Annotated in this window: 14 protein-coding genes; 3 read left to right on the top strand and 11 right to left on the bottom strand. The window is 69.2% G+C overall.

Annotated elements, in window-relative coordinates; all coding sequences use genetic code 11:
- Positions 1 to 205: 205 nt before the first annotated feature.
- From AC5JJ2_RS15005 to AC5JJ2_RS15035, 7 genes are all read right to left on the bottom strand, one after another.
- Entirely contained in the window at positions 206 to 1,174 is a 969-nt protein-coding gene (locus tag AC5JJ2_RS15005; protein ID WP_495858818.1) for a metal ABC transporter permease, read from the bottom strand.
- Positions 1,175 to 1,219: 45 nt separating this feature from the next.
- Positions 1,220 to 2,434, bottom strand: coding sequence for a deiodinase family protein (locus AC5JJ2_RS15010; RefSeq protein WP_495858819.1), 1,215 nt, complete (start codon positions 2,432 to 2,434; stop codon positions 1,220 to 1,222).
- 19 nt (positions 2,435 to 2,453) lie between these two features.
- Positions 2,454 to 4,460 (bottom strand): NAD(+) synthase, encoded by a 2,007-nt coding sequence (locus AC5JJ2_RS15015; RefSeq protein ID WP_495858820.1) that lies wholly within the window; start codon positions 4,458 to 4,460, stop codon positions 2,454 to 2,456.
- Positions 4,460 to 5,944, bottom strand: a complete 1,485-nt coding sequence (locus AC5JJ2_RS15020; RefSeq protein WP_495858821.1) for a hypothetical protein — start codon at positions 5,942 to 5,944, stop codon at positions 4,460 to 4,462. Before AC5JJ2_RS15020 ends, AC5JJ2_RS15015 begins: the two co-directional genes overlap by 1 nt.
- Positions 5,945 to 6,097: 153 nt before the next feature.
- Positions 6,098 to 6,526: a hypothetical protein gene (locus tag AC5JJ2_RS15025; protein ID WP_495858822.1), complete on the bottom strand. Its 429-nt coding sequence runs from the start codon at positions 6,524 to 6,526 to the stop codon at positions 6,098 to 6,100.
- A 31-nt stretch (positions 6,527 to 6,557) separates the two neighbouring features.
- Positions 6,558 to 7,913: a circularly permuted type 2 ATP-grasp protein gene (locus AC5JJ2_RS15030; protein WP_495858823.1), complete on the bottom strand. Its 1,356-nt coding sequence runs from the start codon at positions 7,911 to 7,913 to the stop codon at positions 6,558 to 6,560.
- 100 nt (positions 7,914 to 8,013) lie between these two features.
- Positions 8,014 to 12,186: a tetratricopeptide repeat protein gene (locus AC5JJ2_RS15035; RefSeq protein ID WP_495858824.1), complete on the bottom strand. Its 4,173-nt coding sequence runs from the start codon at positions 12,184 to 12,186 to the stop codon at positions 8,014 to 8,016.
- A gap of 249 nt (positions 12,187 to 12,435) precedes the next feature.
- Here AC5JJ2_RS15035 and AC5JJ2_RS15040 point away from each other — a divergent pair, with 249 nt between their 5' ends.
- From AC5JJ2_RS15040 to glgP, 3 genes are all read left to right on the top strand, one after another.
- On the top strand, positions 12,436 to 13,953 hold the full coding sequence (locus AC5JJ2_RS15040) for a hypothetical protein (protein WP_495858825.1): 1,518 nt from the start codon (positions 12,436 to 12,438) through the stop codon (positions 13,951 to 13,953).
- 20 nt (positions 13,954 to 13,973) lie between these two features.
- On the top strand, positions 13,974 to 14,726 hold the full coding sequence (locus AC5JJ2_RS15045) for a gamma-glutamyl-gamma-aminobutyrate hydrolase family protein (RefSeq protein ID WP_495858826.1): 753 nt from the start codon (positions 13,974 to 13,976) through the stop codon (positions 14,724 to 14,726).
- A 163-nt stretch (positions 14,727 to 14,889) separates the two neighbouring features.
- On the top strand, positions 14,890 to 17,454 hold the full coding sequence (gene glgP / locus AC5JJ2_RS15050; RefSeq protein WP_495858827.1) for an alpha-glucan family phosphorylase: 2,565 nt from the start codon (positions 14,890 to 14,892) through the stop codon (positions 17,452 to 17,454).
- Positions 17,455 to 17,697: 243 nt separating this feature from the next.
- Here the strand turns inward: glgP and mutL are convergent, their stop codons facing one another.
- The 4 genes from mutL to AC5JJ2_RS15070 all read right to left on the bottom strand — a co-directional run bounded on the left by mutL (position 17,698) and on the right by AC5JJ2_RS15070 (position 23,490).
- Positions 17,698 to 19,548 (bottom strand): DNA mismatch repair endonuclease MutL, encoded by a 1,851-nt coding sequence (gene mutL, locus AC5JJ2_RS15055; RefSeq protein ID WP_495858828.1) that lies wholly within the window; start codon positions 19,546 to 19,548, stop codon positions 17,698 to 17,700.
- Between the two features lie 132 nt (positions 19,549 to 19,680).
- On the bottom strand, positions 19,681 to 21,054 hold the full coding sequence (locus tag AC5JJ2_RS15060) for a sigma-54-dependent transcriptional regulator (protein ID WP_495858829.1): 1,374 nt from the start codon (positions 21,052 to 21,054) through the stop codon (positions 19,681 to 19,683).
- A 25-nt stretch (positions 21,055 to 21,079) separates the two neighbouring features.
- Positions 21,080 to 22,018 (bottom strand): DMT family transporter, encoded by a 939-nt coding sequence (locus AC5JJ2_RS15065; protein ID WP_495858830.1) that lies wholly within the window; start codon positions 22,016 to 22,018, stop codon positions 21,080 to 21,082.
- On the bottom strand, positions 22,018 to 23,490 hold the full coding sequence (locus tag AC5JJ2_RS15070) for an endo-1,4-beta-xylanase (protein WP_495858831.1): 1,473 nt from the start codon (positions 23,488 to 23,490) through the stop codon (positions 22,018 to 22,020). Before AC5JJ2_RS15070 ends, AC5JJ2_RS15065 begins: the two co-directional genes overlap by 1 nt.
- Positions 23,491 to 23,559: the final 69 nt, after the last annotated feature.

Raw genomic sequence — 23,559 nt, forward strand, 5'->3', positions numbered from 1 at the left:
ATCCGGGGTTGGGGTCGGCGGCGTGCTAACCGGGTGTACGCGGGGGGCGGCTAGCGGGTTCGGTCATTGTCGGAAGCGAGCGCGGGGAGAACAAGGCGACCCATAGTAGTAGGCACACTCCGTGTGCCGTTTCCTTCCCGCCGCGGAGACACGCAGGAACGCACCGCGGCGTACAGCAGACGGCACACGGAGTGTGCCTACTACTTTAACAATCGCAGTTCACGCCATGCACGGCCCGGCCGCGGAGGCGGGCGATGAACGCCGTCGCGAAGAAGCAGAACACCGTCAGTACGATGATCGTCCCGCCGGTCCGGAACTCGAACACGCGGCCGGCCCCGAGGTTCAGCACCCACGACCGGCTGATGAAGTACCCGGCCCACCCGCAGCCGAGCGTGATGAGCAGGCTCGTCACGAACAGTTGCCGCATGTTCCTCGCGGAGTTCGCCGCCGCCGCCGCCGGGACGACGAGCAATGCGTTGATGAGGAGCACGCCGACCGCCTTGATCGACAGGTTCACGACCAGCGACAGCAGCAGCACGAAGAGGTAGTGGTTCAACCGCACCTCGACCCGCCGGGACCGCGCCAGGCTGGGGCTGAAGCTCGCGAACACGACGGAGTTGAACCGGAACAGCACGAACCCGACGACCAGCACGGCGAGCGCGATCAGGAGGAGTTGATCCTCGGCCTGCGCGAACATCGGGCTGCCGAACAGGAACGCCTCCGGGTCGAACCGCTGGCCCCGCTTGTTGACTTCGGGGATCAGCATCGCCCCGAACCCGATGGCCAGCGCGAAGAACACGCCGATGACGGAGTCGGCGGCGAGGTTCGACCGCTCGCGGAAGAACGCGATGCCGACGCCGACGAGCGCCCCGAACCCGACCATCACGACCGGCACCAGCCACCGGTACGGCGAGTCGTCGATGCGGCGGTTCAGCGGGTCGATGACGAGGACGGACAACAGCCCGAGGGCGACGCCGGCGAACGCGCAGTGGGCCATCGCGTCCGAGAAGAACGACATCCGGTTGCCGATGACGAGCGACCCGACGGACCCGCACACGATCCCGACGAGGGTGATCGCGAGGAGGGCGTTGACCTCGTGCAGCTCGACGCCGAGCGAGGTCGAGAGCTGAACGAGGAAGGATTCAAACTGCTGGATCATCGGGGCCGGCCGCACGAGGAAGTACCTTCATCCTACGGCCGGCCGCGTGGAATGGGTCGGTCACTTTCCGGCCGGCCTCGGCTTCCCGGCTTCCAGGAGTGTCATCGCGAGCGCCTGTTCCATCTCGCCGGCCCGGAACCCGAACGGCCCGCGGCCGCTCTTGTACGTCACCTTCCCCTGCGGGTCGATCACGTACAGCCGGCCGGGCATCCCGCTGTAGGCGTTGCCGACCTTGTCGTCCACGCCGTCCACGACGACCGGGATCGTCGGCTTCAGCTTCGCCCGGAACTGGTCGCACACCTTCGCCCGCTCCGCGTTCGTCGTCGGCTGCGCGATGGCGACGCCGGCCTTCGCGTTCGAGTCCATCACCCACCCGTCCGTCGGGTGCGCCTCGCGGACGTAGACCATGACGAACTCCGCCCGATCGCGGTAGCGGCCGACGACGTTCTCGATCTCCGCGTACAGCCCGCGGAACGGGCCGCAGGTGAAGTTGCCGAGGATCAGGACGAGAGGCTTCTTGCCGATGTGGTCCTTGAGGCGGACCGTCTTCGTCCCGTCCGGCGTCGGCAGCTCGAAGTCCGGGGCCGCGTCGCCGACGGCCGGCCCCTCGTGGATGGAACCGATCTCGCCGGTGTAGAGGCCCTTCAGCAGCACGTCGATCTTCGGCTCGTCGCCGGGGTTGAACGTGCCGACGCTGCCGACGCCGGCGAGTAGCTGGTCCTTCAGGTCGTCGTTATTCACGTGGCCCTTGCCCTTCGAGACTTTCTCGAAGAACTTTTCCATCTCCTCCTTCGTGAGTCGGCCGTCGCCGGTCGCGTTCATTTGGCGGAAGAAGCGGTTGACCACGAACGACTGCTGCACCCACGGGTTTCCGCTGGACCAGTCGAGGTCGGCCTCCGTGATCGTGCCGTCCTTGTTGCGGTCGAGGCGGGCGAAGCCGAGGTCGTCGCCGGGGAAGGCAGAACGCTTGATGCCCTTCTTCGCGTCGGCCTTGCAGAACTCGGCGAGCCACTTGTACGAGTGCCGGGCCGTCGCCGGGCCGAACCAGCCGTCGGTCCCGTTCAGCTGCGACCCGCGGAGGATGGCCACGAGCATCTTGATCGCCTCCGGCCGCTTCTTCGCCGGGTACGCTTCTTCCAGGTCCATCGCCGCGGCCGCGGCCTTCTTCGGGTCCTTCATCTCGTCGAAGTCGAGCTTCGGCAACGTCGGCGGCGGGGCCGCAGAGAGTGCCGCGCAGGAAACGAGAACGCTCGCCGCGAAGAGGAACCGGGTCATGAGTCATCTCCGAGAGAAGTTAGTTCGCTCGCTCGACCGCTTCGAGCCACGCCCGCGCCGCGGCGTCGCTCGGCATCCGCCAGTCGCCGCGGGGCGACACGCTCACGGAGCCGACCTTCGGGCCGTCCGGCAGGCAGGACCGCTTGAACTGGTTCGCGAAGAACCGCCGGAAGAACACGGCCAGCCACCGCCGCACGTCGGCCGGGGAGTAGTACCGGTCGAACTTCGCCTGCTTTGCAAGGTAGTACAGCTTCTCCGGCGTCGCCCCCCACCGCAGGAAGTGGTAGAGGAAGAAGTCGTGCAGCTCGTAGGGGCCGATCGTCCCCTCCGTGGACTGCGCGATCGACCCGTCGGCCGCGGTCGGCAGCAGCTCCGGCGAAATCTCCGTCGCCACCACGTCGAGGAGCGTGGCCCGCACGTCGCCGTCGAACTCGTTCTCGGCCGCCCACCGGACGAGGAACTTCACGAGCGTCTTCGGGATCGACACGTTCGGGTTGTACATGCTCATGTGGTCGGCGTTGTACGTACACCACCCGAGCGCGAGTTCCGACAGGTCGCCGGTCCCGATGACGAACGCCGTGTTCATGAGCAGGCTGGTTCGCACGCGGGCCTGGACGTTCTCGAACACCAGGTCGTTGCGGCCCTCCGGCGGCAGCTGCCGGAGCTTCTCCGTCAGCGTCTCGACCGTCTCCCGGTCGAGCGGGATGCCGAACGGGGCGTGGCCGAGCGCCTTCATCTGGTCGAAGCAGATCGTGCGGATGTCCACTTCCTTCGGGGTCAGCCGCAGCGCTTTCATCAGCGTGTGGGCGTTACCCTTCGTCCGGCTCGTCGTGCCGAAGCCGGGCATCGTCAGCGCCTGCACCTTTTCGCGAGGAATTTCCAGCAGGTCGAACGTCTTGCACAGAACTAGGAGAGCGAGCGTCGAGTCGAGGCCGCCGGACACGCCGATGGCGACCTTCGGCCTGCCGACGTGGTCGAGCCGCTTCGCGAGGCCGGCCACCTGTGTGTGGAAGATTTCCTCGCAGCGGTCGCGCAACGTGAACGGGTCGGACGGCACGAACGGGTGCGGGTCGATGAACCGCTCCAACTTCTCCGCACCCGCCTCCGTAGGAAGGTCGAACGTCACACGGCGGTAGGTCCGCTTCAGGTCCGGGTCGGCGTGCAAGTCGTTGAAGCTGTTGCCGAACATCCGGTCGTGCTCGATCCGTTGCAGGTCGAGGTCCGCGACGGTCAGCGACCCGGCCCGCTGGAACCGCGTGGACTCGGCCAGGATGGTGCCGTTCTCGCCGACCATGGCGTGGCCGCCGAACACGAGGTCAGTCGTGGACTCGCCGACGCCGCAGGACGAGTAGACGTACCCGGCCAGACACTTGCTCGACTGCCCGGCGACGAGCTGCCGCCGGTACGCGGCCTTGCCGATCGTCTCGTTGCTCGCCGACAGGTTCGCCAGCACCGTCGCGCCGTTCACCGCCTGGAGCGAACTCGGGGCGACGGTCATCCACATGTCCTCGCAAATCTCGACGCCGAGGACGAACCGCGGGTCGGCGTCACAGAGGAACAGGATGTCCGTGCCGAACGGGACGGTCTGACCGGCGAGGCGGATGCTGTTCGACACGGCGTTGCGGGCCGGGGCGAAGTACCGGGCGTCGTAGAACTCCTTGTAGTTCGGCAGGTAGCTCTTCGGCACGACGCCGAGCAGCTTCCCGCCGCGGAAGGCGGCGGCGCAGTTGAACACCATGCCGTCGAGGACGACCGGCAGCCCGACGACGACGACGCCGCTGAAGCAGAGGTCGGCGGCGGACAGGAGCGTTTCGAGCGCCGCCTCCGCGGAGTTCAGGAGCGTCGGTTGGTGGAACAGGTCGCCGCAGGTGTACCCGGTCAGCCCGCACTCCGGGAAGACGGCCAGCCGCACGCCGCGGTCCTCGGCCTGGCGGAGCAGGTCGAGCGTCCGCTCGGCGTTGAACCGGCAGTCGGCGACCCGCAGGTCCGGGACCGCCGCCGCGACGCGCAAGAACCCGTGTGCCATCAGTCCACCCCCGCAAGCGCCTTGACCCGTTTCGTGCTGACCGACACTTCCCGATCCCGCATCTCGCGGAACGTCCGCATGTACTCGCCGACGACCGGCGACAGCTCCGTCCGCGTGAACCGGCCCCACGTCCGATCGGCCCGCGCCGCCTGCTCCTCGAAGGTTTCACGATACACGATCCGCCCCTGGTCCACCAACTTTACGAACAGCGGCTCGCCGTCGATCGCCTCGGACGCGTCCGCGACGACCAGCGTGTCGCCGACGCCGTAGGCCCGCAGGTAGCCGGCGAGGCTCTCCTTGCCCGGCGAGTTGCTGAACTTCGTGTTCGGCCGGCCCCCGGTCGCCGTCCGCTTGAACGCGGCGGACACGGTGTCGCGGTGGACGAGCTTCCACCAGTACCCGCCCGCGCCGGGGAACAGCATCGTCGGCTCCTCGCCGGTGCGGGCACGGAACACGTCGTACACCCGCCGCACGGCCTCCGGCGTCACCTCGTCCTCGAACACGATCAGCCGCGGCGGGATGCCGGCCTCCTTCATCTTCTGGAAGTAGAGCACGCACTGGGCCGGGATGTCGCCGCTGTCCACCCGGATGCCGACCCGCTGCGACTCCGGGTGGTTGCGGATCACGCGGAGCGCGTTCTCCAGCCCGACCGTCTCCGCGTCCACGAGGTCGCACAGCAGCGACGCCGTGCCCATCTTCGCGACGAACCGCTCCATCATCTCGTGCTCGGCGTCGGCCAGCGTGCGGTCGAACGACTGCGCGGCGCACATCATCTCGTGGCCGATCGTGCCGATGGACTGGAAGTATTCCGGGTACATGAATTCCGCGGTGTCGTTGGACGTGAGTCGCCCGCCGCCGCCGACGAATCGCGCGAGTAAGAGGATCAGGTTGCACACCTCGACCGGGGCGGACCGCAGCCCGAACTCCGCGTCGCGGGGCGTGGCGAGCTTCATCAGCCGGGCCTTCGTCGCCTGAATGACGGGGGCGAAGTACCGGCACATCGCCGGCTCCAGGTACGAGATGAACCCGCCCGGCCCCTCGAACGCGAGGCACGGCACGCCGGCGCGGAACGTCTGCCCGCCGGGGAAGCCCCAGATATCTACCGGGAGTGTGATCTCGTCGCCAGATTGTTCGCGGAGCAAGAAGTCCCACAGCTCGTCCGGAAACGCCTTGATGTTCGAGTGCCGCGAGTACCATCGGCGGGCCAGCTCGATGTCGGCGCGGCGGAGCGGGCGGCGGAACCACTGGGCGAGCATCGCCTCGTGCCCGGCCATGACGAGCTGCCCGTCCGCCCCCGGTTCGGGGAGCGGCTTGCGGAACGTCAGCGAGTAGCTGCCGCGGGCGAGGGCCACGTCCGGCACGGCCGTCCACATCGTCCGCTTGTATGCGTCCGTCCCGCCGACCCACCCGCCCAGGAGGAAGAGCTTGTCGAAGAACTCGTCCCGCATCTGCTGCCGCTTCGCCGCGAACGGGTCGTCGGGCATGGCATTCCTCCTTGTAGGGCGGGTCAAGGCGTTGCGCCGACCCGCCGACGCGCGGCCGACACCTTTGCGTCTCTTCCAACTGGTTGCGGTCCCCCCGGCGTGGCGGCCCTACGCCTTGACCCGCCCTACAAGACGCGAACGGACCGACGATCCTCACTCGTCGGAGAACTGCATGGAGGCGCACATCGCCTCTAGGACTTGTTCGTTCTTCGCCCGGTCGTATTCGCTGAATTGCACCATGACCAGCACCGGGCCGTCGGCAATGTCGAACGCGCGGGTGCGGCAGGTGATCGCCGTGTCCACGGTCAGGAAGTCGATGTCGTGCCCGATCGCCGGTCGGCCGTTGAACGCCTCGACCACGGGGTCGGCTTCCAACTCCTTGTACTCCTCCTTCAGCGCCGCCAGCGCGTCGTCGGCCAGCTCGGCCGGCGCGGTCGCGTCCGGCCGGAGGCTGACGAGCAGGAACGCCAACTCGTTACTCTGAACGGTCGCGGTCCAGGCGTCGCCGTCCTCGTCCACGTCGAGGGACCAGTTGGAGGGGTAATGGAAGCGGATGCCGGAGCGGTCGAACGTCGCGATCATACGGTTGGTGTAGCCGCGGGCGGGCCGAAAACTACTGGCCGACCACGAACGTCGGGACCATCGCCCCGCCGCCGGTCGTGACGTTCACCAGCGGCTCGGTCGAGAGGCGGGTGAGGCAGCCGAACACGGCGTCGTCCGGGCCGAGGAACGGGCAGGTGTCTACCCACCGCGGGGCGAACGCCAGCGCGCCGCTTTCAATCAGTGGGTAGTCCTCGGTCGGGAGGTCGATCCGCTCTTGCACCACATACGGCTCGCCGAGGGCCGTCGCGACCGCGGCTTCCCAGGACTCGGCCGTCGCCGTCCAGCCGAGCACGACGGCCCGGCCGCCGTAGGCGTCGTTCGGCTTGAGGACGAGCCGGTCCTTGTTCTTCAGGACGAACGGGATGAGGTCGATGGCGTGCCCGGCGATGCTCGTCTTGCGGTCCTCGACGAACCGCGTCCACGGGACGTTGTCCCGGATGGCGGCCCGCTGGAGGGGCGTGAACCAGTCGCCGTTCTCCTCGTCGCTCAGGAACGCGAAGCTCGCCTTCTTCCCGATGACGCGGGACGCGAGCGGGTTCACGACGCACACGGCCCCGGCCCTTGCCGCCTCGACGAGCGGGTGGGTTAAGCCGCACCGGTCGTAGAGTTCCACCATCAGGACGCGGCGGTAGACGAGGGTGATGACTTCGCCGTCGGCGGTCAGCTTCTCGCCGTCGAACGCGAGGTCGAGCGGCGACACGACCCGCGTGGGCAGCCCCTCCTTCCGGAAGTGCTCCTGGAGCAGCAGGAAGTCCGGCCGCGTGGGCACGTCGCTCCAATCGACGATGGCCAGCTCCGGGACGGCCGCCGCGTCGCCGCTCCAGTCCTGGAACGCGGCCCGGAGCGCGGCCAGCGTGCCGCCGCGGGTAGAGGGGATCGAGAGGGGGACTTCCTTCGCGAACTCGGCCATCACCGGCAGCTCGCGGAAGGCGGCCGCGAGCGCGTCGTTGAACCCGGCCCCGGCGGGGGACTGGGCGTTAATCTCGGTGAACCGCAGCCGGCCGTCGGCGGTAAAGAACCCGTCGAACCGGCTGATCGGGCACGGGTGGGTGAGCCGCGACGGGATGTCGAGGACGGCTTCCTCCCACCCCATCAGCCCGAACCGCTTGCGGATCGCCGGGTCGGCCAGGACGACTTCCTGCATCCGCCGGAGGGCGGTCGCGAGGATGCCGGCGCGGGACCGGAGGAGGCGGTCCTGCTCGGCCGACAGGAACCGCGGCCGGAGGACGTTGCACAGCGGCCGCGGCCCGAAGAACAGGCCGCGGCGGGCGAGTTGGTCGGACAGGCAAGCCCAGGAGTCGGCCGCGAGCGGCCCGCGGCCGAGGAGGTCGTGGTAGCGGCCGATGAGTTCGTCGGGTGCGGTCATCCGGGTACGTCGCGCGGGGCACAATCGGAGAGGACTTCGGATCGGGACGGCCCGGTGTTCAACTTACGGCGAGCCGCCCGATCACACAGTTCCCCGGCGACTATTGCCCCCGCTCGAACTGCGCCAGCACCGGCCGGTCGAGCGGGTGGACGGCCTTCGCGTCCAGGCCGCGCTTCTTCGCCTCCTGGTACGTCGATTTCCCCTTCCCAGGCTCCTGCCCCCGCTGGGCGAGCGCGAGGTGGAAGTACCGCAGCGGCGTCTTGTCCTGCTTGAGCGCCTCGGCGGCGTCGCGCTCGGCGAGGGCGTATTTCTCCGCGGCGATGTGGATGCGGGCGCGGGTGTCGAGCAGCTCGGCCGTCAGCCCGGACTCCTTCGCGGCCCGGTCGAGCAGCGTCTTCGCGCGGTCCGCCGCGTCGGCCCGCGGGGCGAGAATCCACGCGAGGTTGTTGAGCGCGACGAGGTTCCGCGGGTCCTGCTTCAGCACCGCCTCGTAGGCCCGCTCGGCGGCCGGCAGGTCGTTCACGAGCGTCAGGTACTCGGCCTCCGCGAGCCGCAGTTGGACGGACGCCGGCTCCTTCGCGACGGCCGCGTCGAGCCACGTCCGGACGTTCGGCTTCTGCGCATCGAGGACGCCGCCGGCGCGGAACGCGGCCACGCCGGCGAGCGCCACGAACCGGATCGGGACCACCTTGTCGTGCTTGTCGATGGCCGCGAACGCCTGCGGCAGCCGCCCGTCGGCCGCGAGGGCGGCGGCGACGGCCGTGAGTTGTTCCGGCCGGGCGTGCAGGATCGACTCGTACTTAGCCACGGCAACATCGACGAGCTTCGCGGCGTTCGGCGTCTTCGCGACGCCGGGCAGCCGGGCGAGCTGGTCGAGCAGTTCCGCGGCCCGCATCGTCTTGTAGTTCTGGTCGCCGACGGTCGGGTCGGCCGTCCGCTCGTACCGCTCGGCCAGTTGGACGGCCCGGTCCGCGTCGCCGCCCTCGCACGCGTACCGGGCGACGGCGGCGAGCGACCGGTAGTCGGTCGGGGCGACGGCGAGCAGCCGGTCCGCGAACGGCTTTGCCGCGTCCCGCTTGTTCGAGTCGGCCAGGATCGTCAGGGCGGCGAGAAGGAACTCGACGTTGTCTGGGTTCTCGTTCAGCAGCTTCTGAACGACCTGCACGGCGTCCGCGGTGCGGCCGGCCGCCTGGTAAAGTTGGCCGAGGGCGAGCGAATCGCGGGGGTTCTTCGCCGCGGTCGCGGTCAGGTCTTCGAGCAGGTCGGTCGCCTTCGTCACCACGGCGGCGCGGTCCGGGCCGTCGAGGAAGCGGTACAGCGACGCGAGGACGGCCGCCGTCGTCCGCTTCTCGTCCGCCGTGTCGCCGGCGTCCTCGGCGAGCAGCTCGAACGCCCGCTTGCGGTCGGCCGGCTCGCCCCGCACGGTGAGCAGCATCGCGAGCTTCCGCCGGCCCCAGGTCGTGTCGGCCTTCGCGTCAGCCTTTTCTTTCAGGAACGCTTCTAGCATCCGCACGGCTTTCTCGCGGTCGAGTTGGGCGAGCAGGATCGACAGCCGGGCGTCGGCGAACGCGCGGGGGGCGACCGAGATGACCGCCCCCTGGCCGACGCGGGACTCGGTGAACGCGACCGCGAGGGCGGCGAACGCCGGCGGCGAGAGCCGCGGCTTCGCGGCCATCACGACGGTGACGCCGGCGTCGCGGCCGCCCGCCTCCGCCTTGCGGAGGGCGTACCGCAGCCAGTCGTCGGCCGTCGCCGTCGGCGTCGCGACGACCCGTTCGCACAGCGCGAGCGCCTCGCGGGTGCGGCCGAGGGACGTGTACAGGTCCGCGAGCCAGCCGGTGCCGCCGGGCAGTCGCTCGACGTGCCGCCGGCACGCGGCGAGCAGCCGGTCCGCGTCCTTCACGGCCAGCGTCGCGCCGCGGACGGCCCGCAGGAACGGCTCGCCGGCCCACCGCGGGTCGGTCGCCAGTTGCACGACGTACCGCTGGAGGTCCGCGTCGGTCCCGCGGGTGGCTAGGTGCGCGAGGTAGGCCTTCGCCGGTTCGTACTCGAGGTAGCCGAGCCGCACGGCCCGACCGAAGAGTTCCCCCGCCCGGTCGGGCTGCTTGTCGCGGTCGAACTGCCGGGCCAGCACGACGCAGGCGTCGGCGCGGGTCGGCTTGTCGCCGAACGTGGCCTTCGCGGCCTCGCCTTTCGCGCCGCCGGCCAGTTCCTGCCAGGCCGCGCAGAGGGCGGCGGCCTCGGCCGGCTTCGCGTCGAGGTTCGCGAGCATCGCGGCGGCTTCCTTCGCCGTCGCGGCGTCGCCGGCGGCCCAGCCGCGGTCGCAAAGCGTCAGCCACACCGCCGCGTCCCGCGGCCGGCGGGCGGCTACCTTCTTGTAGAGGTGAATGACCGCCGCCGCGTCGCCGACGCGGTCGTTCAGGTCGATGAGGCCGTAGAGCAGCCGCGTTTGTTCGTCCTCGGACCAGGCGTCGGTTTGCGTTTCGAGGTTCGTCAGCGGCCGCAGCCGGGCCGGGTCGCGGGCGTACAGTTCCGCACGGGCCAGCCGCAAGTCGGCGGTGTCGCCGAGCAGCCCTTGCGCCTCGTCGAGCACCCGCAGCCCGGCCGCGACGCCGTTCGTGTCCGCGACGACCTCGGCGAACTTCACCCACGCCCGCCCGTCGTTCGGGTGGCGGGTGACGGTCTTCTGCAGTACGTCGAGCGCGACCTTCGGCTTCCCGGCCGTGCGGGCGAAGTCGCCGACGAGCAGCCCGCCGTCGGCCGTCTTCGGGCCGAGCCGGTTCGCTAGGTCGAGGACCGTCTTCTCCAGTTCCCGCCACGCCTCGTCGGAGGCGTTCGCGGCCGCGAGCCGTAGCGCCTTCAACTGCACGAACGCGTCCATCACCCGCGGCGTGGCGGCCGGGTTTGCGGCGGCCTGCTCGTACTCCTTCGCCGCCTCCGCGGACTGCCCGGCGGCGAGGTGCGCCTGCGCGAGCGCGACGCGGGCGGTCAGGTTCCCCGGCTCCTTCATCGTCACGAGCTGGTAGCACTCGATCGCCTTCGCCAGGTCGCCGAGCTGCTCGTGGCAGCCCGCGAGCAAGAGGTTCGCCTGCGTCTCGAGCGCCGGCAACTCGACCGCCTCGGCCCGCAATGCCGTGAACACGGCGACCGCGTCCGACCATTTCTGCCGGTGCATCGCGAGCCGGCCGCGGAGGTAGTCGGCGCGGGCCTTCACGTTCTTCCCGCGGCGGCGTTCGAGCTTCGTGATGATCTCGTCCGTCCGCGACCCGTCGCCGGATTGCAGCAGCAGGTCCGCGAGCGGCACAATGATGTTCATCCCGTCCTTCGCCTTTTCGACCGCGTCTTCGAGGACCTGAATCGCCCCCGGCAGGTTGCCGCGATGCACCTCCAGCCACGCGAGGCTGCGGAGCAGGTTCTCGTCGTCCGGGTGGTGCTTCAACCCGTCGAGGAACGCCCCGCGGGCCGCGATCGCGTCGCGGTGGCGTTGCAGCCGCTCGCCCTTCAACACGGCCGCCTCCGCGTTCTCCGGGGCGAGGGTGAGAGCGGTGCTCAAGTCCGCGAGCGCCGGGTCGTCCTTCGCGGCCGGGATGGCGGCGGCCGCCTCGGCGGACCGGATGAGGAACTTCGCCCGCGCCAGGTACGCCTCCGCGTTCGTCGGCAGGGCGGCGACCATCCGGTCGTACACGGGCTTCGCGTCCGCGGCTTTTTCCAGGTCGAGCCAGAGGAACTCGCCGAGCAGCTGGTAGCCCGCCAGTTCGGTCGGCGCGACTTCGATGGCCTTCTCGAAGCTCTTCCGCGCCTCCGGGAACTGCCGCTGGCCGACCTGCGCCCGCGCGAGGTAGCGCCACACCGTCGCGTCGGTCGGGGCGTCCTTCAGGTACGCCTCCGCGTGCGTCGCCGCGTCCGTGTTCCGCCGGAGTTGCAGGCACGCGACGACCGCCTCCCGCCGCACGGCCTGCCGCGCCGGGTCGCTGCGGAGGATTTTGTCGTACAGGAACACCAGCTCGGACCGGGCCGTGTCGCCGGAGCGTGCCCGCAGCAGCGTCGCGAGCTTCTCCTGCACGTCCACGTCGTTCGGGCGGAATTCGAGGTACTGCCGCAGGTAGCGGACGGCGGCGTCCGGCTTGTTCGCGTCCGCCGCCCGCTCGGCCTGCCGCTTCAGCGCGTCCGGGATGCGGCCGGCCTGGATCGTGTGGACCCCGGCGATGACCCCCGCCACCACCGCGAGGACGAGGACGAGCTGGAAGAGGAAGCGTTTGTTGATCGTCGGCATCGGTGAGCATCCTTGCATCGGGCCGGGAGAGGACGATGGTAGAACGCCCGCCGCCGGCCGGTCAACCCGACTTCCGAAGTCCGGCTTCGACTTCGGAAGTCGAGGGATCGGGGGGGCGGTTGCGGACCCGGCGAAGGCGACCGCGGCGTTCGACTTCCGAAGTCGAAACCGGACTTCGGAAGTCGGGCGCTTCGACCTTGTACATACCTCCGGTCGTGATTTACTCTCCCAACACTCGCGGAGTCCGTCGTGCGTCGCTTCCTCTCGGCCGAAGTGTTGTTCTTCCTCTTCGCGTGGGTCGCGAACGCGGTCGTATTCCGCGCCCGCGGCCTGGCCGACCCCGGCACGCTCTGGCACGTCCGGGTCGGCGAGCTGATCTTCCGCGACGGCATCATGCGGACCGACCCGTTCACGTTCACGTTCGCCGGGCAAACGTGGATTCCCCAACAGTGGGGCGGCGAGTGCCTCATGGCCCTGGCGCACGGCATCGGCGGGTTCGACACGCTCCTGCTGGGTTTCGCCGTGATGACCGCCCTGCTCTTCACGGGCGTCTTCCGATTTTTGCGGGCGAACGGCATGGGGTGGCCGCTGGCGGCGGCCGTCGCCGGGTTCGCGATGGTCGCGGCCGGGTTCCACTTCTACGTCCGGCCGCACCTCGTCACGATTTTGCTCATGGCCGTTGTCGCCGCGGTCCTCGTGGCGTTCGACCGCGGGCGAATCGGCCTGCGGCGGCTCGCGTGGCTGATCCCGTTGCACGTCGTTTGGACCAACATCCACGGCGGGATGCTCGGCGGCGTGTTCACGCTCGGCCTCGCCGCGGCCGGCTGGGTCGCGCTGTTCCTTCTGAAGAAGGAGTCGCCGGTCCAATCGTGGAAGTCGGCCGGTTCGCTGGCGGTCGTCGTCGTTCTCACCGCCGCGACGATGTTCGTGAACCCGATCGGCTCGGAACTCCAGCGGACGTGGTTCCGCATCGTCGGGTCGCCGACGATGTCGCGGTACGTCTCGGAACACAGCCCGCTCGACTGGTCCCGCGAAGGGGATCGCGCGGTCCTCGCGTTCGCAGCCTTCTACTTCACGATGCTGCTCTCCGCGAGCTGGCGGCAATGGCGGTTGACGTGGCTGCTGCCGGCGGTCTGGCTCGCGCTTTCATTGAAGGGAATCCGCCACGGGCCGCTGTTCGTCGTCGTCGGGGCCGTCGTCATCGCCGACATCTGGCCGCACACGGCGTGGTTCCGCTTCCTGAGTAAGACCGGCGATTCCCTGACGCGCGACCCGGCCGTGCCGCTCCCGCGGCTGGCGTGGCGGGACGCGACGATTCCGGGGCTGCTTGTGACCGTCGCGCTGGTCCTGCAAGCCAACCGCGTGGCCGTGCCCGTCGTCGGCCGCGGGTGGGCGAAACTCGACTCGCCGGCGATGCCGATGGACATGGTGGGACCGCTGCAAGCCTACGCCCAGAGCGTGCCGCCTGGGACGCCGATCTACAACGACGTGAACTTCGGCGGGTTCGTCATCTACTTCGCCCCGACGCTCAAGAACTTCGGCGACGACCGGTTTGAACTCTGCGGCGACGACTGGCTGGCGAACTACGTCGAGACGATCACGGAACACCCCGAGCGGTTCGACGACTGGCAGCGGCGGTACGGGTTCACACGCGCACTGATCGCGAGCGGCGGCCCAAACCCACTGGAGGAACACCTCCGGGCGTCCGGCCGGTGGGCCGAGGTGGCCCGCGGAAAAACCGCCGCGCTGTACGCCGTTCGGCCATAATGACCGTGGAGACCCCTCGCATGGCGACCCGGCCCGTCATCGGCATCGTGACGCAGACGCAACCCGCGATCCCCGGCGAGCGGCCGGCGTCCTGGCTCATGAGCCAGCGGTACGTTGAGGTGTTGCGGTCGTTCGGCGCGATCCCGTGGCTCATCCCGCTGTTGGCCCATGACGCCGACACGCTGGACGAAATCTTCGCCCGGCTCGACGGCCTGTTCCTCGCCGGCGGCGCGGACCTCTCGCCCGGTCGGTACGGGGAACCCGCCCGCCCGGAGTGCGGCGTCACCGACCCGGACCGGGACGCCGTCGAGATCGCGCTCACGCAGAGGGCGGTGGCGGAGAAGCTGCCCGTGTTCGGCATCTGCCGCGGGCTGCAAAGCCTCAACGTCGCGTGCGGGGGCACGCTCTACCAGGACATCGCCGCGCAGGTCCCGGCCACGATCAAGCACGACTACACGATTGCCCAGAACTACCTCGACCGGACGTTCTCGCCGCACGACGTGACCGTGAAGGCCGGGACGCGGCTGGCCGACATCCTCGGCTCCGCCGTCGTGCCGGTGAACAGCATCCATCACCAGGCCGTGAAAGACCTCGGCGCGGGCCTCACGGCGACGGCGTTCGCCCCGGACGGCATCGTCGAGGCGATCGAGGGGCCGCCCGGCGCGTTCGTCCTCGGCGTGCAGTGGCATCCGGAAGAGCTGGTCGAGACGCAGCCGGTGATGCGGCGGTTGTTCGAGGCGTTCCTGTCGGCCGCGGCATGTCCGGCACGATGATTACACGTGTCAACCCCGGTTCGTTCGGACGAAAATGTCGGAATTGAAAGCCCTTCCCACTTCCCCTAAACTACGGCCGTGCAGCTCTCCCCTGTGTTCCGCAGTGCACCGCGACTCCACGGGCCGCGGTGTCGCCGTTTTCTATGCGATGTGAGGGAAATTCATGCCCGTCCGCTCGATCCGCACGTACACCGTCCTGCCGAGCATCCCGGACCGCCTGAAGCCGCTGCAAACGCTCGCGACTAACCTCTGGTGGTGCTGGAACGCCGACGCCGTCAGCCTGTTCCGACGGATCAACCCGGACCTGTTCGAAGCCCTCGACCACAGCCCGATCCGGCTGCTCACCACGCTCGAACAGAAGCGGTTCGAGGAACTCGCCGAGGACGACGGGTTCCTGGCCCACCTCGACCGCGTGACGGAGGCGCTCGACCACTACATGAAGGCCCCGACGTGGTTCGGCCAGACGTTCAAGAACGAGGCTGATGCCAAGATCGCGTACTTCTCCGCGGAGTTCGGCATCCACGAGAGCGTGCCCGTCTACTCCGGCGGCCTCGGCGTCCTCGCCGGCGACCACTTGAAGAGCGCTAGCGACCTCGGCCTGCCGCTCGTCGGCGTGACGCTGATGTACCGCGAGGGGTACTTCCGGCAGTACCTGAACGTGGACGGCTGGCAGCAAGAGCGCTACCCGGAGAACGACTTCTTCACCCTGCCGCTGATCCCCGAGGTCGGCGCGGACGGCCAGCCGATCATCGTGTCGGCCCCGCTGCCGGGCCGGGACGTGCATCTCCGCATCTGGAAGGTCCAGGTCGGCCGCGTGCCGCTGTACCTGCTGGACGCGAACATCCCGCAGAACCGGCCGGAAGACCGGGCGATCACCGCACAGCTCTACGGCGGCGACACGCACACCCGGATTCAGCAGGAGATCATCCTCGGCATCGGCGGCATCCGCGCGCTGACGGCCATCGGCCAGAAGCCGACGATCTGCCACATGAACGAGGGGCACGCCGCGTTCGTGAGCCTCGAGCGCATCCGCGTGCTGATGGAGGAGCACAAGCTCAACTTCGCCGTCGCCGCCGAGGCGGTGAAGGCCGGGACGTGCTTCACCACGCACACCCCGGTCCCGGCCGGGAACGACGCCTTCCCGCCGGAGATGATCGACCAGTACTTCGGCGGCTACGTCCAGAAGCTCGGGATCGACCGCAACCAGTTCTTCGCCCTCGGCCGGATCGAGCCGCACAACCAGGGCGAGCCGTTCAGCATGACGGTGCTGGCGATCAAGCTCGCGAACACGTCGAACGGCGTCAGCGCCCTGCACGGCGTTGTCTCCCGCAAGATGTGGAACGGCATCTGGCCGACGCTTCCCGTGGGGGAAGTTCCGATCACGTCGATCACCAACGGCGTCCACACACAGAGCTGGCTCGCCCCGGAACTGGCCCAACTGTTCGACCGGTACATCGGCGTCCATTGGGAGGAGGAGCCGACGAACTTCGCCATCTGGAAGCGGGTCGAGTCGATCCCGGACGCGGAACTCTGGCGGACGCACGAGCGGTGCCGCGAGCGGCTGATCGCGCTCACCCGCGCCCGGCTGAAGGCGCAGCTGAAGCGCCGCGGCGCGCCGCAGGCGGAGATCGACCGGGCCGACGAGGTGCTGGACCCCGAGGCGCTGACCATCGGGTTCGCCCGGCGGTTCGCCACGTACAAGCGGGGCGACCTGATCTTCCGCGACATCGACCGGATGCTGGAGTTGATCAACAACACCCAGCGGCCGATCCAGTTCATCTACTCCGGCAAGGCCCACCCGAAGGACAACGGCGGGAAGGAACTCATCTCCCGCGTCGTCCAGTACGCGAAGCGGGACGAGTTCCGCCGCCGGGTCGTGTTCATCGAGGACTACGAGATGAACGTCGCCCGCCACCTGGTGCAGGGCGTGGACGTGTGGCTGAACAACCCGCGGCGGCCGCTGGAGGCGAGCGGCACGAGCGGGATGAAGGTGTGCGTCAACGGCGGGCTGAACCTGAGCATCCTCGACGGGTGGTGGTGCGAGGGGTACGACGGCGAGAACGGGTGGGCCATCGGGTCCGGCGAGGAGTACGCGGACAACACGCACTACCAGGACGAGGTGGAGAGCCGGGCGCTGTACGAGCTGCTGGAGAAGGAAGTGCTGCCGATGTTCTACACCCGCGGGGCGGACGGGCTGCCGCGGCAGTGGATCAAGCGAATGAAGAAGTCGATCTCCACGCTCGTGCCGGTGTTCAACACGAACCGGATGGTGGAGGAGTACACGGAGAAGGCGTACATCCCGAGCCACCGGCGGTTCGCGACGCTGTCGGCGGACCACCTCCGGAGCGCGAAGGAGTTGGCCGACTGGCGGCGGCAGCTCGGCGACGGGTGGCGGGACATCCGCGTCGAGGCGGTGGAGGCCCCGAACGGCGACCTGCTCCGCGTCGGGTCGAGCTTCCCGGTGAAGGTGAAAGTCCACCTCGGCAACGTCCCGCCGAAGGACGTGGAGGTGCAACTCTGCTACGGCCTCATCGACGCGATGGGCGAGGTGCAGGAGCCGCGGCCGTTCGTGCTGTCGCCGAACGGCAGCCACGAACACGGCCGGGTGACGTTCGCCGGCGTCGTCCCGTGCGCCGCGAGCGGGCAGTTCGGGTTCAGCGTCCGCGTACTGCCGAAGCACCCGAACCTGAACCACTCGTTCGAGCCGGGCCTGGTGACGTGGGGGTAATCGGGCCGGACCGCGTCCGGTTTCGTTTTCACCCCGAAGGGGTGGGAGAACCTAGCCCAGGGCAAGGGGGCAAAGCCCCCGCCGCCCTGGGTGGGGACCGCAACCACCCCGCAGGCTGAAAGCCTGCGAGCGCTTAGCCCTGGGCAACGCCCTGGGCGCGCTCAGGTGGTTGCAGACACGCCCGACCCCGCGCCCAGGGCGTTGCCCTGGGCTATGTACTCGCACCCCTTCGGGGTGAAAACCTCAAATCCGTCGGAATTGTCGGTCCAAGTCCTGACGGCTGAATAGCAGCGAGGTCGGCCGCCCGTGCGGGCAGTGGTGCGAGTCTTCCGCCATCGCCCTCAGCTTTAACAGGTACGCGATCTCGTCCGCCGTCAGCGGGTCGCCCGCCTTCACCGCCGCCTTGCACGCCATCGTCGCGAGCAGGTGGTCGAGCATCACTTCCTTCGGCGGCAGCGTCTCCTTCGTCACCAGGTAGTCGATCACGCCACGCAGAATCTCGTGCGGGGGCCGCCGCGAAAGCAGCGTCGGGTAGCTCGACAGGATGACCGTGTTCCCGCCGAACTCGCCCACGTCCAGGCCCAGTTCCGCGAGCGCGTCCTTCGCTTCCAACACCGCTACCACCTGATTCGCGGGTAGGTCGATCGGCTCCGGGATGAGCAGCCGTTGCACCTCCAGCTTGCCGTCGCGGACGCGCTGCCGGAGTTGCTCGAACAGGATGCGCTCGTGCAGCGCGTGCTGGTCGATGACGAGCATCCCGTCCGGCGTCTCCAGCACGATGTAAGCGTTGTGGAGCTGCAACGCCGTGCCGTTCGCCGTCAACGGGAACCCCTGGAGCGGGGCCACCGGCGGCCGCACGACCGCGGGCGGAGCTTCGGGGCGGGCCGCGACCTCCGGCGGGTTGGTGAGCGCCGACGGCGGCAGGCTGAACAGCGCGTCGAGCGGCGCGGACGCCTTGACCGGCAAGTCCGACGGGGGCAGGGCCTCCCACGGGGCAACTGTGCGTTCCGCCAGTTCGCGTCGCGGCGAGAACAGGTCCGGCGCGGGCGTGGCGGGTGGCGGCGGTTGTTCGGTGACCTCCAACCGGGGCACGAGGTTTTCCTTCAGCAACCGGTTCTTGACCGTCGCCCGGATGAGCGAGAACAGCAGCGAGTTCTCGCGGAACCGGACCTCGGCCTTCGTCGGGTGGGCGTTCACGTCCACCTGGTCCGGCGGCACGGTCAGGAATAGGAACGCGACCGGGTAGCGGCCGGTCATGAGCAGGCCGCGGTAGCCCTCCTGGACCGCGTAGGCGAGGCTGCGGTCGCGGAACCACCGGCCGTTCACGAACAGGAACTGCAGCTTCGCGTTGCCGCGGTCGATGGCCGGGTCGCCGATCCACCCGGCCAGCCGCAGGCCGTCGCGGTCGGCCGGGCCGGAGTCGAGTTCGTACAGCCCGTCGCGGACCTCCTTGCCGAAGAACAACCCGACGCGGTCGGTGAAACTCGCGGACGCCGGGATGTCGTAGACGAGCTTGCCGTTGTGCCGCAGGGTGATGTGCAGGCCGGGGTGCGAGAGCGCCAGCCACTCGACGATGTCGGTCGTGCGGCCGAGTTCCGTCGCCACGCTCTTGAGGAACTTCCGCCGGGCCGGGACGCTATGGAACAGGTGTCGGACCTCGACCCGCGTGCCCGGCGACCCGCCCCACGGCCGCACGTCGCCGAGGACGCCGCCGTCGCACCGGACCTCCGCCCCGTGCGGCTCATCGGGCCGCCGGGACTGGAGAAGGACCTTCGCTACGCCGCCGACGGAGGCGAGCGCCTCGCCGCGGAAGCCTTTCGTGAGCACACGGAACAGGTCGTCGGCCGTGCGGAGCTTGCTCGTCGCGTGGGCGGCGAACGCGAGCGGCAGGTCGGCGGCATGGATGCCGTGGCCGTTGTCCACGACGCGAATGAGTTCCGTGCCGCCCTGCTCCAGCTCGATGTCGATGCGGGTCGCGCCGGCGTCGATGCTGTTCTCGACGAGTTCCTTGACCGCGCTCGCCGGCCGCTCGATCACCTCGCCGGCGGCGATCTTCGTCACCACGTCGGGCGGCAACAGTTGGATGCGAGACATCAGAGGCTCAAAAGGGGTGTCGGCGGCAAACATAGTAGTAGGCACACTCCGTGTGCCGTCTGTTGAGCGCCGCGGGGAGTTCGCCCGAGTCGCTGCGGCCGATAGGAGACGGCACACGGAGTGTGCCTACTACTATTCGTCGCTCTTCCACTTCTGGAGGTTGCGGTACAGCGTCCGCTCGCCGATCTGCAGAATCCGGGACGCCTCCTCGCGGTTGCCGCCGGTCATCTCCAGCACCTTCTCCGTGTAGTACCGCTCGATCTCGTGCAACGGCCGGCCGAGCAGCGCGTCCGGCCCGCCGCCGGCCGGCGGGGCGCTCGCCGCGAAACCCGCCTCGTCCGGCAGGTCGTCCGTGTTCAGCACGCCGTCCGAGTCGAGCAGCAACATGCTCTCCAGCGTGTTTCGCAGCTCCCGGACGTTGCCCGGCCACGGGGCCGCGGCGAACGCCCGCCGCACGCCCTCGGCCACCTTCGGCACGGGGACGTTGTGCTTCGCCGCCAGTTCCTTCAGGAAGTGTTCGAGCAACAGCGGCAGGTCTTCCTTCCGGTCCCGCAGCGGGGGCAGTCGGACGACCGCAACCTTCAGCCGGTGCAGCAGGTCGAGCCGGAACTTGCCGTCCTTCACCATCACGTCCAAATCTTTGTTCGTCGCCGCGACGAGCCGCACGTCCACCTTGATCGAGGCGTTTGCCCCGATCCGCGTGACCTCGCCGTTCTCCAGCGTGCGGAGCAGCTTCGCCTGGAGGTTCAGCGGCATGTCGCCGATCTCGTCCAGGAACAGCGTGCCGCCGTTCGCGTACTCGAACCGGCCCTTGCGTTCGCCCTTCGCGTCCGTGAACGCGCCGGGGACGTGACCGAACATCTCGTCGTCCAACAGGTTCTCGTTCAGGGCGGCGCAGTTCATCGCCACGAACGGCTTGTTCTTCCGTGGGCTGTTCGTGTGCAGCGCCTTCGCAACGAGTTCCTTGCCCGTGCCGTTCTCGCCGAGCACGAGGACGGTCGCGGACGACGGGGCGAACGCCTTCAGCTTCCGCAGCACGTCCTGCATCGCCCGGCCGTTGCCGATCAATCCTTCAAAGCCGAACTTCTCGTCGAGTTGCCGCCGCAGGTCGCGGTTGGCGACGGCCAGCCGGACCCGCTCGGCCGACTTCTCGACGATGGCCCGAATCTCGTCGAGGATGATCTTGTCCTTGATGAGGTAGTGTTCCGCCCCGAGTTTCATCGCCTCCACCGCGGTCTTCACGTCCCCCTGCCCGGTGATGACGTACACCTGCGCGTCCGGCAGCTTCTCGCGGACGAGCTTGACGATGCTCAGGCCGTCCACGTCGGCCATCTTGAGGTCTGTGAGGATAACCTCGAAGTCGCCGCCCTCGACCTTCTGGCTGCCGGCCGCCCCGCTGTTCGCGACGGTGACGGCGTGCCCCTTGCGGGTCAGGCTCTCGGCGATCGTCTGGGCAAAGTTCTTGTCGTCGTCGATGACGAGGACGCGAATCGGGTCGGTGGCCATTACGCGAATCCAGAAGACGAGCGGTTCACCCTTCAAGTCTAGCAGTTCCGCCGCGGCGCGGGGCGTACCGCCAGACGAGCGCCGCCAGCAACAGCGCCCCGCCGGCGACGGTCCACCCCGTCGGCACGTCGCGGTCCGGGGCGATCAGGTACGCCCACAGCGGGTTCAGCACCGGCTCCAACAGCGTAATGATGCACGCCTCGTTCGGGCTGACCGCCCGCAGGCTCCGCGCGAAAAGCACATAGGGGGCCGCCAACTGCACCGCGCCGAAGACGAACAGGAACGCCAACTGCTTCGCCGTCGGGGCGGCGGCCCACGCGCAGAACCCGCTCACGCCGAGCGTGCAGGAGAAGTAGACCGCGATCATCGCGGCCGTGCCGAGCAGATTCATCACCATCAACCACGCGGACGACTCGTGCCGCAACACCCGCAGCGACAGCACGACGCCGGCGTAGGTCAGCCCGCTGCCGAGGCCCATGAGCAACACGCCGACTTGCTCCCCCGCGTCGTCCCCGCCCTTCGGCCAGTTGCCGACGACGATCACCAGCGCCCCGATCAGGCCGATCAGGATGGCGAGAAACGACCGCCGGTCGGCCCGCTCGCCGAGCAGCCAGTACCCGAGGAAGAACACCCACACCGGCGACGTGTTCTGGAGCAGGATCGCGTTCGCCGCCGAGCCGAGGGCCATCGCCGACATGTACAGCGCGTTCATCGTCGCGAACGTCGCCACCATGAACACCATCGCCGGTCGGAACCGACATTCGGCACTCCGGAGGAGTGGGAGAAGGCACAGCCCGGCGAACAAGGCGCGGTAGAACGCGATTTGAATCGAGGTGAGTTTCGGCTCGTCGAGGCCGAGGGCGGTCGGGACTTGCAGCAGCCGCATGAACAGGCTGCCGAGACTCCAGAGGACGGCCGCGAGGACGAGGATCGAGCGGGCCTGCGTCGGCGACGGGGCGGACATCAGAGGCACTGACCGCGGCGGTCCTGGAACGTCTTCAGCAGCGGCTTCGGCTGCCCGGCCTTCGTGAGGAGGCCGAACGCCTCGTCCGTCTCCGGGGCGTCCGCCCACGCGCCCCAGGTGAACGACCGGATGTGGGCGTAGCTCAGGCACAGCGCGGACACCCAGTCGCCCCAGTCCTGTTGGGCCGCCACCGTCTCGGCCGCCCGCCAGCACTTGCTGAGCGTCGCGAGGTTCGAGGTCGCCTCCGCCCCGTCGCGGGCCGGGTGGCGGGCGACGACGTCGATCGGGATGCCGAGCAGGCCGAAGAGGTCGAGCAGCCGCACGGTGTCGAGGCCGTCGCGGAGGAGGCTGGCGCGGTCGTCGTTGCCGGCGTACAGCTCCAGCTCGAACCCGCTGATGGGCAGGCCGCTGCGGAGGAGCGTGTCCGCGAACACGAGCGGCGAGTACGTGTGATCGTCCCCGCCGAGGTAGTCGCCCCACGGCTGCGCGAGGCCGATCACCCACCGGCCGTCCGGATCGACGGTGCGGGCGAGTTCCAGCATCCGGCCGACGAGCCGCAGCCGGTCGTCCTCGACCACGCCGTACCGGTTCCAGTGGTTGAACCCGGAACACAGAATCCAGTTCTTCACCCGGTCGCGGTAACGGTGGACGGCCGACTCGATGAAGTCGCAGAAGAACGCGGCCAGGCTCGGCAGCTCCCCCTCCCAGCCGTCGAGCCAGCCGGGCAGCGGCTCGCCGAAGTCGATCAGCGGCCCGATCGTCGGCTGGAAGTTGTTCGCCTCGGCCCACGCGACCATCGCGTCGAGTTTCTCCCAGTCGAACCGGGTGGAGGCCGTCTCGATCTCCGACCAGTTCGGCACGAGGACGACGCCGGTGAACGCGGCCGCGTACAGCGGCGTCTCCTCGGCGGTCGGCGGGGCGGTGATCCGGCAGCCCCAGCGGGTCTGGATGCGCCGCCCCTGGTGGGAGCGGAGGCCGATGGCGGTGGCCGTGAACTGCCGCATGAGGGCGTCGGCCGCCATGTAGCTGCACGTGATGGCGTCGGTCGCGTCGGCGTCGGCCTCGGCCGTCCGCTGGTTGAGCGCCGCCTTCGCGAAGGCGTGCGTCGCCTCGCGGGACGCCTTCGCGACCGCCGGGGCGACGGTCAGCCCTTGAGCCTCCAGTTCCGCGACGGCGTTCCGCAACTGGTTCAGCTTCCCGCGGGCCAGTTCGACGAGCAGTTGGTACGGCTCCGGCTTCTCCCGGAGCGTGGCCGTGGACGTGACGACGAACCCCTGGTTCAACACCGGCCACGGGACGGTGACGGAGCAGCTCTCGTTCTGCGCCTTGGTGACCACGAGTTGGGTGCGGGAGAACTCCCCCTGCGTCGGGAACGGCGTCCGATCGTACCCACCGGCGAACTGCACCCGCTCGACGGCGGCTCGCCCGCCGGGCGGCAGGGTGCTGGGCAGGAGGAAAGTCATCGAACCCATGGAAACTCGAAAAACTTAGGGAGTTTCGGCTTGAGGGGCATCATACACCGGCCGCCGCCGAAGTGCGAG

Source organism: Limnoglobus sp. (assembly GCF_059499385.1).